The following is an 11850-nucleotide window of genomic DNA, read 5'->3' on the forward strand; positions in this document are numbered from 1 at the left end:
TTCCCATTCATGAGCATCTCTATGTTTCATTTTGTCGTCGCCATACCCTGCCTGATTGTTATTCTTCGCTATTTAGTGCCACTCAAATGGCCGCTCTGGTTTAAAGCTCTCCTCAGCGTTGCGCTGTTGCTGGTGGCTCAGCATCATTGGCTTACCTTGATGGCTTTTGGCTCCATGTTCTCTCCTGAGGTGCCAAGAGCTATTGTGCTGGTCGTCAATTGGATTTTCGGCACGATGCTGTTTCTAGCAGTGTTTCAGCTAGTGGTTGATGCGATAGCGCTGATGCTAATGGCAGTAAAAAGAAGGCGTGTCGCCATTCCCTCTTCGCTGCGTTACAGCATGGGAGCGTTGGCGTTAGGCGTGGCTGCTTTTGCCGTCAGCCAAGCAGCTAGAATTCCTGCGGTTAAGGATATCGAGGTGGCCATTCAAGGGCTTTCAGCGGAGTTTGATGGGTATGAGATTGTGCAGTTAACTGATCTGCATATCAGCCGGCTGTTTGAAGCCCCTTGGGTTGAAGCGGTGGTGTCAAAGGCCAATGCGCTTGAGCCAAATCTAATCGTCATCACCGGGGATTTGATCGATGGCGACCTGGATGTGCGTCGTGCAGATGTGGCCCCTTTACAAGCGCTTTCAGCGCCCGACGGCGTCTATACCATTCCGGGTAATCATGAGTACTATTTTGGTTACCCGCAGTGGATGGAGTATTACCAGTCGCTCGGCATGCAGGTATTGGCAAATCAACACATTGTGATCAACAACGAGGGGGCGAACTTAGTCCTTGCGGGAGTGACGGATTTTACGGCCGCCAGGCACGCTTTTGCTGCGCCGAATGTCGAGGAAGCGATAGCAGGGGCACCGAGCGACTCGCCGATTATTATGCTGGATCATCAACCCCGCAATGCGGTGGCTGCGGCTGCTGCCGGTGTGGATCTGCAGCTCTCCGGGCATACTCACGGGGGGATGATTCTTGGTTTCGATCGACTGGTTGCCAGCGCTAACAATGGTTTCGTCTCAGGCTTTTATAATGTTCAAGACATGACGCTTTACGTCAATAACGGTACAGGCTTATGGCCAGGGTTTGCTTTACGTCTCGGCAAGCCCTCCGAGCTAACCCGCATTACGCTCCGCCAGGGGTAGCGTGTGTTGATAACGCTAAGTGAGCGGGCTCGTCGATATCCATCAGCGTACCCACATCCTGCACCTGATACTCACGGTAGTGCGCGGCGTTGTGGCGAATAATCTCTTTGGCCCCTGTATGGCCGCTTAGCGCTTCAAGCGCGGGCCAAAGCATACGCCCAAAGATAACCGGATGCCCCGGCTTGCCTTCATGGCAGGGCCGCACGATGGTATCGCGAGTGGCTTGCCGCTGTAACGACAGCAGCGTCTTCTGGTGAATCCAGGGCATATCGCCCAATAAAATCGCGACCGCCTCGACGCTTTTCAGGCGGGCGTCGTGGCTAAGCGCGGCCATCGCATCGGCGAGGCTTGCCCCTAACCCAAGATGTGCCTGATGAAGTCGCACCAGAGGCGTGCTTTCTGCAAGGCCTAGCAGGGTCGCATCATCCTCTTCACGGATTGCCACGCGCAGTATAGGAAAGGCTTGCTCGGCATTCGCGACAGAGGCTGCCAACAGCGAGCGTCCGTCGGTTAAAGTTGCGCAGCGCTTGTCATCCTCACCAAATCGGCGCGAGTAGCCAGCTGCCATCACCAGGGCGACGACATTGCTAGAGCTCATTGGTAGCTTTTCCGTATTGGACCCTGACGATATCCCCCATGATTGCGAGGGCAATTTCCGCCGGGGTCATGCTGCCAAGCGCTAGGCCAATCGGCATATGCAGTCGCTCGACTTGCTCTTCGGTCAGCCCTCCTGAGCGAATCAGCCGCTCGGCGCGCGCCGTTGATGTGCGCTTTGAGCCCATGACGCCTATATAGAAGGCGGGTGTGCGCACCGCTTCCATCATTGCTAGGTCGTCAATGCGCGGGTCGTGGGTGAGTGCCACAATGGCCGTGGCGCCGTGGCAGCCGTTGGCGGCAATGTACTGGGAAGGCAGTTGCGCCTTGACCGTGACCCCTGGAACATCAAACGCCTGGCAGGCGGCTTCGTCGGGATCACAGACAATCACCTCAAACCCTAATGTGGCGGCAAACGAAGCGCAGGCGCTGGAGACGGGCGAAATGCCGGCAATGATCAACCGTCGTGCGGGCGCGAGTCGCATTTTTAGCCGGTGCGGCGCGCTCACTTCACTGGGCCAGACCACCCGCGGCCCTAATGTGGTGTCGTCGGAAAAGTAGCGCGTACCAGCGTGAATATCGACATGGCGCATCAACTGGCGGTGGCCTTCAAGCGTCGCCTTCAACGTGCCAAGGTGCTCGCGTATATCCGGCGTGGCAGGTAGGCGCTCCACCAATACCTCTAGAATGCCACCGCAGGGCAGTGCAATATGCCCGCCCTGAGCGTCGTCTGCATCGCCGTAGCGTATAACGACCGCCGGTTGTTCAAACTGCCCTTCGGCCAGGCGCTTGATGAAGTCATCCTCCACACAGCCGCCGGAGAGCGACCCCAGGTGTCTGCCATCCCTGGTCACCGCCATCCAAGCGCCGGGCGCGCGGGGCGATGATCCAAACGTGGCGAGCACGGTGCACAGCCAGACCGTTTCGCCCTCTCGGGACCAGGTAAGCGCTTGATCGATAACCTGCAAGTCCAAATGCTGCATTTCAAACGATTCCAGTAGTGAGCAAGCGGCATCCATTGCCTCGCTTGCGTGGATAGACGTGTCATAGCGTAGCGCACCTTACGCAGTTGGGCTGCCTGAAGGAATAGTGTCTATGCTAAAGGCCTTATGGCACTAAATAAGCGAAAGCAACGCGCAAGGAAGGCATATAGCAATGAACTCCTCTAATAACGTCGAAAGACACCCCAAGACCGTGAACCCCGATAGCAGCACCTTTTCACTAACCGTTAATAGAGAACGGCATACGTTAACCCTGGATAATCGCACAACGCTGCTGGATGCCCTGCGTGAGCAGCTTAAGCTAACGGGCACCAAGAAAGGCTGTGACCACGGCCAGTGTGGCGCCTGCACGGTGTCGGTGAACGGCGAACGTATCAACGCCTGCTTGTCCCTTGCGGTCATGCATGAAGGCGATGATATTTCGACCATCGAAGGGGCAGCTGAGGTCGGTCATCTTGATCCTATGCAGCAAGCCTTTGTCGATCATGACGCCTTCCAGTGCGGCTACTGCACGCCGGGGCAGATCTGCTCGGCCAAGGCGGTGCTTGAAGAGATTCAAGCGGGGCTGCCAAGCCATGTTACCAAAGATTTGAATGCGCCTATTGAGATCAGCGATGCGGAAATTCGTGAGCGGATGTCGGGCAATCTTTGCCGCTGCGGCGCCTACGCCAACATTCTCAAAGCCATCAACCAGGTTGCGGAGGTGCGCTCATGAAAGCCTTTTCCTACGAACGCGTCAGCGACCCGGCCCAGGCGGCGGCCCGTGCGGCGGAAGTGCCGGTCGCCAAGTTTATTGCCGGCGGTACGAACCTGCTGGACCTGATGAAACATGAGATCGAAATCCCCAAGCACCTGATCGACGTAGGGGGCACGGGTCTTGACGAGATTACCCCGACGGATGAGGGCGGCCTGCGCATTGGTGCCCTGGTCAGCAACGCCGCGCTCTCGGCGGATACCCGGGTCCGTAAGGACTACGCGGTATTGAGCCGGGCGCTGGTGTCGGGTGCCTCCGGCCAGTTGCGTAATAAGGCGACCACCGGCGGCAACCTGCTCCAGCGCACGCGCTGTGGCTACTTTTATGACACTGGCATGCCCTGCAACAAGCGCTCGCCCGGGGCGGGCTGCGCAGCGTTGAGCAAAGGCGCCGCCACGCGCCAACTGGGTATTATCGGCACGTCCGATGCGTGTATTGCCACGCACCCTTCTGATATGGCCGTTGCCCTTTGCGTGCTGGATGCCGAAGTAGAAACCGTGACGTCAACCGGTGAAATACGTCGACTGACGCTGGATGAGTTTTATCAACTACCCGGCGATACGCCGGAGGTGGAGACTGCTCTGCAAGCAGGCGAAATGATCACCGCCGTGCTGCTGCCGCCTCCTGTTGAGGGCCGCCACGCCTATTACAAAGTGCGCGACCGGGCCTCTTACGCCTTTGCGCTGGTGTCCGTTGCGCTGATTCAAGCCCCCGACGGAACGGGGCGCGTTGCCCTAGGCGGTGTGGCACCCAAGCCTTGGCGCCGTGATGACGCCGATGCGGCATTACCGCAGGGCGCATCGGCTGTCATGGCCCGCTTACTGGACGGCGCCCGCCCAACGCAAGAGAACGCCTACAAGCTTACCCTAGCAGAACGAACGCTCGCCGCGCTGCTGGCTCAGGAGTGACCCATGGATTTTAATCAATCAACGGAAGATAATCTGTTCGATCATGCTCGCGTTATCGGCAAGCCTCACGCGCGAATCGACGGTCTGCTCAAGGTAACCGGTCGCGCACCCTATGCCTACGAGCGGCATGACGTGGCAGCCAACCAACTGGTGGGTTACCCCGTGTGCGCAACGATTGCCCGGGGAAAAATCACTCATATGGACGCCTCGGCTGCCCGCGCTGCACCCGGCGTGGCGGCCGTTATTACCACCCTGGAGCTTGAGCCGCTGGCGCGTGCCGACAGCAATGTGGCCCACCTGTTCGGCGGCGCCACCGTTGAGCACTACCATCAGGCCATCGCGGTGGTGGTCGCCGATACCTTGGAGCAGGCGCGTGGGGCGGCGTCATTGATCGAGGTGCGCTACGAAGAGGCGAAAGGCGTGTTTGATCTTGAAGACGCCTGGACGCGCCTTCAGAGCACCGGCGAGCCGGTGGCTAACGTCGGCGATGTAGATGCGGCGTTTGCTGCCGCGCCGGTCACACTGGATGAAACCTACCGCACCGCGTCGCAAAGCCACGCCATGATGGAGCCCCACGCTTCTATCGTGGACTGGTCGGATGGCGGCCAGATGACGGTATGGACGTCGAACCAGATGATCCAGTGGACGCGCCAGGCGCTCGCCACCACCTTTGATATCGACGCTGGCAGAATCCGCCTGGAAAGCCCTTATGTGGGCGGTGGCTTTGGCGGCAAGCTGTGGCTACGCGCCGATGCGGTGCTGGCGGCATTTGGCTCGCGCGAGACCGGGCGGCCGGTTAAGGTTGCCTTGCCGCGCCCGATGATCTTCAACAACGCCACGCACCGTTCCGGCACCATTCAGCGTCTGCGCATCGCGGCCGGGTCAGATGGCAAGATTACCGCTTTTGAACATGCTGCCGTTTCCCATACGCTACTCGGCGGCAGCGGTGAAGACGCGGTCAACCAGACCCGCTGCTTCTACGCTGGCGAAAATCGTCGCGTGGCGCACCATCCTATCGATATGGGCCTGCCCGAATCGGCGGACATGCGTGCCCCTGGTGAAGCCTCGGGGCTGGCGGTGCTGGAGATCGCCATGGACGAGATGGCGGAGAAGCTCGGCATGGACCCCGTGGCGTTCAGGATTCTCAACGACACCCAGGTCAACCCCGAGGAGCCCTCTAAGCCTTTCACCGAACGTCACTTTGTGGAGTGCCTGCGTAAGGGCGCCGACAACTTCGGCTGGGCTGAGCGTAACCTTAAGCCGGGCGGTCGGCGCGAAGGCCAGTGGCTGATTGGCCACGGCATGGCCGGTGCCTATCGCGGCGCGCCCACCATGACCTCAGGCGCGCGGGTGCGCTTGCAGAACGGGCGCCTGATCGTGGAAACCGATATGACCGATATCGGTACCGGCTCCTACACCATCCTGACCCAGACGGCGGCAGAAACCATGGGAATGGAGATGCAGGACGTAGAAGTGCGTCTTGGCAATAGCGCCTACCCAACCTCCTCCGGATCAGGCGGGCAGTTTGGTGCGACTAGCGCCACCGCTGGCGTATATGCTGCCTGTGTGGCGCTTCAGCAGCAGATCGCCAAGCGCCTGAACGTTGACGAGGCGCGCTTTGAAAAGGGCCGCGTGGTCGCCGGACAGACAGATATGGCGCTGGCCGACATAGCCGATGGCGAAGAGATAGTGGCTGAGGATTCGATCAACTTTGGCGACTTCAAGGACGAGCTGGAGATTGGTACCTTCGGCGCGCACTTTGTCGAGGTGGCCGTGAATGCCTATACCGGGGAAACCCGCGTGCGGCGCATGCTGGCCGTGTGCGATGCAGGCCGCATCCTCAACCCCATCACGGCGCGCAGCCAGGTAATTGGCGGCATGACCATGGGCGTAGGCGCTGCCTTGACCGAGGGCATGAGCGTGGATACCGAGCGCGGCTTCTTCGTCAACCACGACCTGGCAGGCTACGAAGTGGCGGTACATGCGGATATTCCCGAACAGGAGGTCATCTTTTTAGATACCACCGATGCTGCTTCATCGCCCCTAAAAGCAAAAGGGGTGGGTGAGCTGGGTATTTGCGGCGTAGCGGCTGCGATTGGCAACGCGATCTACAATGCCACCGGTATTCGGATTCGTGAGTACCCGATGACGCTGGATCGCATGATCGATCAACTCCCTAGCACTGAGCGTTGAGCTAGCTTGACCTTGGGGCGACACATAGGTTGTAAGCTTTCAATTGGATGCTGCGTCGCTTACCAACGTTTCTTTATTCGCTCTTAATCAGGAGGGTATTTATGAGCCGCTTAACCACCTCAATATTACTATCTAGCGCTCTAGTTCTCGGGGCGACCTCGGCGCACGCGGCACTGCCTGCCGAGGCGACCTTGTACAAAAACCCTCAGTGCGGTTGCTGCGATGCCTATGCACGCCATCTTGAAGAGCTGGGCATTGATGTCACTATCGTGGATGACGCTGAACTGAGTGATATCAAGCAACAGGCGGGTGTTCCCTATGGTTTAGGGTCGTGCCATACCATCGAAATAGGCGAGTACTGGATTGAGGGCCATGTGCCGATGGACGCGGTGCAGGCACTGTTTGAAACGCAACCTGATATCGACGGCATTGGTTTGGCCGGGATGCCCATGGGTACGCCGGGTATGCCGGGGCCGCAAGAGGCCCCTTACAATGTGTATGCGTTTACCGACCAGGAAGATACCCCGTTTATGACCCTAGCGCCTTAACCAGCGGTTGCATTAAGCGTTGTCTAGCGGTGCGTCTGGCAGAGCGTAACTGGCGGTGACATGCACCACGGGGCGCGTGTCATCGCTGGCTGAAAAAATCTGTACTTCGCCCACCGCTAGGCGGCGGCCGAGTTTGATCAGCTTGGCGTGGGCGATAATGTCGTGATCACCGGAAGCCGCGCGCAGAAAGTGGCAGTTAAGGTCGCTGGTGACCGCCATCGCTTCGGGGCCAATCTGGGCCAAAATAGCGACATACATGGCCACATCCGCAAAACCCATCATCGTGGGCCCGGAAACCCGCGGCCCAGGGCGAAGATGTTCATTGCCGATCGCTAAGCGCATCGTAGCGCGCATCTCGCCCACATTCTCTATCTTGCCCATTCGCTGGGGAAAGACCTCATCCAGGAAGTGCTCAATCTGCTCAGCCGTCATTACGGTCATTGTTATTATTCCTCACGTTTTATTTAACGTTAACGTCAATCAGCCTAAATAAAAAGCCCCAAGGCGCGAGCCTTGGGGCTATGTGAGTAAGCGAGCGGGCTTACTTAATCTTATGCACGTTTAGCTTTGTGCACCTGGCGCCACTCGTGGAGTAGTGGCTCGGTGTAGCCGGAGGGCTGTACGCGACCTTTGAAGATCAGGTCTGAGGCAGCTTTGAACGCGGTAGAGCCTTCAAAGTCGGCGCTCATAGCGGTGTAGGTCGGGTCGCCTGCGTTCTGCTCGTCGACTACCTTGGCCATGCGCTTAAGGGTTTCTTCCACTCGCGGTGCATCGACAATGCCGTGGTGTAGCCAGTTGGCAATGTGCTGACTGGAGATACGCAGCGTGGCGCGGTCTTCCATTAGGCCCACGTTGTGGATATCCGGCACTTTTGAACAGCCCACGCCGTGCTCTACCCAGCGTACTACGTAGCCGAGAATACCCTGGCAGTTGTTGTCCAGCTCCTGCTGCTTCTCTTCATCCGACCAGTTGGCGTTTTCCGCTACCGGTACGGTGAGTAGGTCGTCCAGGTAGTCGGGCTCGCCCAACGCTTCCAGCTCGCGCTGAACGTCGGTGACGTTGACCTGATGGTAGTGCAGCGCGTGCAGCGCAGCAGCCGTGGGCGAAGGCACCCAAGCGGTGTTGGCACCGGCTTTAGGATGGCCGATTTTCTGCTCCAGCATGTTGTGCATCAGGTCAGGCATGGCCCACATGCCTTTACCGATCTGGGCACGACCGCGCAGACCGCAGGCAAGACCCACTTGCACGTTGCTCTTCTCGTAGGCCTGAATCCAAGCGGCGCTTTTCATATCGCCCTTGCGCACCATCGGGCCCGCTTCCATGGCAGTGTGCATCTCGTCGCCGGTACGGTCGAGGAAGCCGGTGTTGATAAACGCCACCCGTGAAGCCGCTTCAGCGATACACGCCTTGAGGTTAACGGTGGTGCGACGCTCTTCGTCCATGATACCCATTTTCAGGGTGTCGCGGTGCATGCCCAAAATGTCTTCAACGCGGCTAAACAGCTCGTTGGCGAAGGCAACTTCTTTAGGGCCGTGCATCTTCGGCTTGACGATATAAACCGAGCCAGTGCGCGAGTTGCGCGGCTGGTCAGCGTCTTTCTTCAGGTCGTGCAGCGCGAGCAGCGAGGTAACCACCGCATCAAGAATACCTTCCGGTAGCTCGTTGCCGTTCTCATCCAGAATCGCTGGTGTGGTCATTAGGTGACCCACATTACGCACGAACATCAGCGAGCGGCCAGGTAGCGTGACGCTGCTGCCATCGGTGGTTTGCCAGGTGCGGTCGGCGTTCAGCTTGCGGGTAAACGTCTTGCCGCCTTTTTCGATCTTCTCTTCCAGATCGCCCTTCATCAGGCCCAGCCAGTTGCTGTAAACACCGACCTTGTCTTCTGAATCCACAGCCGCTACGGAGTCTTCGCAATCCATGATGGCGGTCAGTGCAGCTTCCACCACGACATCTTTAACGCCTGCCGGGTCGGTTTTGCCGATGGAGTCGTTGGGATCGATCTGGATTTCCAGGTGCAGGCCGTTGTTACCCAACAGAATCGCGTCGGGTTTAGCCGCTTGACCGGTAAAACCGATCAGCTTCCCGGAATCCTTAAGGCCCGTCTCACGACCACCCTCCAACGACACCACCAGGTGCTCATCACGAATGGTGTATTTCACCGCATCACGGTGAGAACCTGTGGCCAACGGTGCCGCGCGGTCAAGCACGCCACGGGCGTAGGCAATCACTTTGGCGCCACGTTTCGGGTTGAAGCTGGTGCCTTTTTCCGCGCCATCCTCTTCGGAAATCGCATCGGTGCCGTACAGGGCGTCGTAAAGGCTGCCCCAGCGCGCGTTAGCCGCATTCAACGCATAGCGTGCATTGCTCACCGGCACCACCAGCTGCGGGCCTGCCTGAACGGCGACTTCCCGGTCAACGTTGGCGGTGGTCGCTTTGACGTTAGCCGGCGCTTCTGCCAAGTAGTTAACCTCTTTTAAGAAGCGGCGGTATCCCGGCATATCGGTCACCGGGCCGGGATTTTCTCGGTGCCATACGTCGAGTTTCTCTTGCAGCGTGTCGCGCTCTTCCAGTAATTGACGGTTTTTCGGGGTCAAATCATGAAACAGGGCATCCACACCGGCCCAAAAGGCATTTTCATCAACGCCTGTTCCCGGTAGCGCCTGCTCATTGATAAAACGATCTAAATCGGCTGCCACCTGTAAACGGTGGCGCGTGATACGCTCGCTCATGGGGTTTCTCCTGTGAGGATGCCCGTGGGGGGAATGTGTTGGCCACGGTCAGAGTAAAATGTATTTATGGAAAATAATTCCACACCTGCTCGGGCATGTAAACAGCGTAGACCCTAATGCGCTAAAATGCTCGACCAAATGACTAGGTATTAGGGTTTGGGAACGCGGCTCATCAGCCGCGTCTAGGCCAACGGAAAATGGCGTTATGGAGAAACAACGATGCGTGATTTCCAACATCTGGAAGGCTTGTTTCGCCACGCCTCGGGCGATACCGCCCTCAGCCGCCTGTTGCCAGGGGAAGTATTGGCAGACGCCATGCAAGGCTATTTCCACCACTATGGCTTAGAAGCACTGCTGTTAGATACCAGTGAAGTGCATGCAGGCTTTATCGATACGGGGCGCTTTGCGCTGTGGTGCCAAGTGTGGAGCCCCCCGCGGCCAGTGGGTACTGCCTTTGTGGTACATGGCTATTTCGATCATATGGGGTTATATCGCCATTTGCTTGAACGCCTGCTGGCTAAAGGCTGGCGAGTCGTGCTGTGGGATCTTCCCGGCCACGGCCTTTCCAGCGGTGCGCGGGCGGCAATAGAAGATTTCGATGATTATCAGCACTGCCTGGCCCATTTGCAGACGACCCTAAAGAGCCAAGGCATGGCGCCTGCGCCGTGGTTAGGCGTGGGCCAGAGTACCGGTGGGGCGATTTTAGCTACCGATGCACTCACCCGCCGTGAGGCTTCCGGTTGGTCGGGTTTGGTGCTGCTGGCGCCCCTGGTGCGGCCTTGGGGATGGAGCCAAACCAGCTGGCTGCACTTGATTGCCAGCCCGTTTGTAAAAGAGTTGCCGCGTAAATATCGCCCCAACTCTACCGACGAGCAGTTCACCGAGTTTCTACGCGAGGGTGACCCGCTGCAGCCAGAGCGCTTGAGCGTTGCCTGGGTGAGCGCTATGCGCCGCTGGATGCCCCGCCTACTGGCCCAGGAGCCCAACCCGCTGCCTACCCTGATACTCCAGGGCGAGCAGGATCTGACCGTCGATTGGGAGTGGAATTTAGCGATTCTGGCGAAGAAGTTTCCCAATGCCGAAATTCACCGCCACCCGGAAGCTCGCCACCACTTGGTAAATGAAGCCGATCCCATCCGGGAGGTGCTGTTTGAAGCGCTGGATGGGTTTGTAGACCAGCTTAGCGAGAATCAATCCTAGTGCCGCTTTTCGTTAAGCTCCCTTCAACATCCGATCCAACTGCCGGTAGCCAATCGCTTCAATAAAGTGCGGTTGAGTGGGTTTGGGCTCACCCTGCAGGTCGGCTAGGGTAAGTGCCACCCGCAAAACGCGGTGGTAGGCGCGGGCAGAAAGCTTGAGCTTTTCGAGCACGCCCGCCAGCCAGGCGCGTTCTTCATCATTCAGGTCGCAGGCGGCTTCCAGGGCTTTACCACTTAACTGGCTGTTCAGCGCGCCGCGGGCCATTTGTCGCTCCCGGGCGGCTATTACTCGCTCACGCACCGCTGCTGATGATTCGCCTTGGGTTTGCGCAGTAAGCTGTTCGGGTGGCAGCGCGGGCACTTCCACTTGAAGGTCGATACGGTCCAGCAGCGGCCCAGAAAGCCGCGCTTGATAACGCTGGATTTGGCTGGCGGTACACTGACAGCGCTGGCGCGGATCGCCTAAGTGGCCGCAGGGGCAAGGGTTCATGGCGGCTACCAATTGAAACCGAGCTGGATAACGGCGTTCATGGCTGGCGCGGGCTAAATGGATCGTACCGGTTTCTAGTGGCTGCCGAAGCACTTCTAATACATGGCGGGAAAACTCGGGGAGTTCGTCTAAAAACAGCACGCCGTGGTGGGCGAGTGAAATCTCGCCGGGTTTGGGTTTTGAGCCGCTGTCATTTTCAGCAATTGCTGCGACAATGAAAACGCAATATCAACACCTTATGGTATAATTTTTAGAATTCAATGCGATGAAAATGAGGCAAATTGTTGCGACTGC

At 58.3% G+C, this 11850-nt stretch carries 10 protein-coding genes and 1 pseudogene; 6 read left to right on the forward strand and 5 right to left on the reverse strand.

The window, feature by feature from the left end; all coding sequences use genetic code 11:
- Positions 1–21 precede the first annotated feature (21 nt).
- On the forward strand, positions 22–1137 hold the full coding sequence (locus tag HZS80_RS02330) for a metallophosphoesterase (RefSeq protein ID WP_179915043.1): 1116 nt from the start codon (positions 22–24) through the stop codon (positions 1135–1137).
- Here HZS80_RS02330 and HZS80_RS02335 read toward each other — a convergent pair.
- Entirely contained in the window at positions 1118–1735 is a 618-nt protein-coding gene (locus HZS80_RS02335) for a nucleotidyltransferase family protein (protein ID WP_179915044.1), read from the reverse strand. The genes HZS80_RS02330 and HZS80_RS02335 overlap by 20 nt on opposite strands.
- Complete coding sequence (locus HZS80_RS02340; protein WP_246361653.1) at positions 1725–2750, reverse strand: XdhC family protein; 1026 nt, start codon at positions 2748–2750, stop codon at positions 1725–1727. Before HZS80_RS02340 ends, HZS80_RS02335 begins: the two co-directional genes overlap by 11 nt.
- Before the next feature lie 136 nt (positions 2751–2886).
- Here HZS80_RS02340 and HZS80_RS02345 point away from each other — a divergent pair, with 136 nt between their 5' ends.
- The 4 genes from HZS80_RS02345 to HZS80_RS02360 all read left to right on the forward strand — a co-directional run bounded on the left by HZS80_RS02345 (position 2887) and on the right by HZS80_RS02360 (position 7135).
- Positions 2887–3447 carry a 2Fe-2S iron-sulfur cluster-binding protein gene (locus tag HZS80_RS02345; protein ID WP_179915045.1) on the forward strand — a complete coding sequence of 187 codons (561 nt, stop codon included), beginning with the start codon at positions 2887–2889 and terminating at the stop codon, positions 3445–3447.
- Entirely contained in the window at positions 3444–4394 is a 951-nt protein-coding gene (locus HZS80_RS02350) for an FAD binding domain-containing protein (protein ID WP_179915046.1), read from the forward strand. The genes HZS80_RS02345 and HZS80_RS02350 overlap by 4 nt, the downstream gene beginning before the upstream one ends.
- Positions 4395–4397: 3 nt before the next feature.
- Positions 4398–6587 carry an aldehyde oxidoreductase molybdenum-binding subunit PaoC gene (gene paoC / locus HZS80_RS02355; RefSeq protein ID WP_179915047.1) on the forward strand — a complete coding sequence of 730 codons (2190 nt, stop codon included), beginning with the start codon at positions 4398–4400 and terminating at the stop codon, positions 6585–6587.
- A gap of 101 nt (positions 6588–6688) precedes the next feature.
- On the forward strand, positions 6689–7135 hold the full coding sequence (locus HZS80_RS02360; protein ID WP_179915048.1) for a DUF411 domain-containing protein: 447 nt from the start codon (positions 6689–6691) through the stop codon (positions 7133–7135).
- A 12-nt stretch (positions 7136–7147) separates the two neighbouring features.
- On the opposite strand, the gene HZS80_RS02365 is transcribed toward HZS80_RS02360, so the two are convergent.
- Both HZS80_RS02365 and HZS80_RS02370 read right to left on the reverse strand, forming a co-directional pair.
- A complete protein-coding gene (locus HZS80_RS02365; RefSeq protein ID WP_035555065.1) occupies positions 7148–7576 on the reverse strand; it encodes a PaaI family thioesterase in 429 nt (142 codons plus the stop codon).
- A 110-nt stretch (positions 7577–7686) separates the two neighbouring features.
- The gene (locus tag HZS80_RS02370) at positions 7687–9867 is read right to left on the reverse strand and encodes a malate synthase G (protein ID WP_035555066.1); all 2181 of its coding nucleotides are present in this window, start codon (positions 9865–9867) and stop codon (positions 7687–7689) included.
- Between the two features lie 219 nt (positions 9868–10086).
- On the opposite strand from HZS80_RS02370, the gene HZS80_RS02375 reads away from it, so the two are divergent.
- Positions 10087–11067, forward strand: a complete 981-nt coding sequence (locus tag HZS80_RS02375) for an alpha/beta hydrolase (protein ID WP_035555069.1) — start codon at positions 10087–10089, stop codon at positions 11065–11067.
- A 12-nt stretch (positions 11068–11079) separates the two neighbouring features.
- Here HZS80_RS02375 and HZS80_RS02380 read toward each other — a convergent pair.
- Positions 11080–11748 (reverse strand): annotated as a pseudogene (locus HZS80_RS02380) (ATP-binding protein); the annotation flags it as partial.
- Between the last annotated feature and the right edge of the window lie 102 nt (positions 11749–11850).

The organism is Vreelandella glaciei (assembly GCF_013415125.1).
In the GTDB taxonomy this organism is placed as follows: domain Bacteria; phylum Pseudomonadota; class Gammaproteobacteria; order Pseudomonadales; family Halomonadaceae; genus Vreelandella; species Vreelandella glaciei.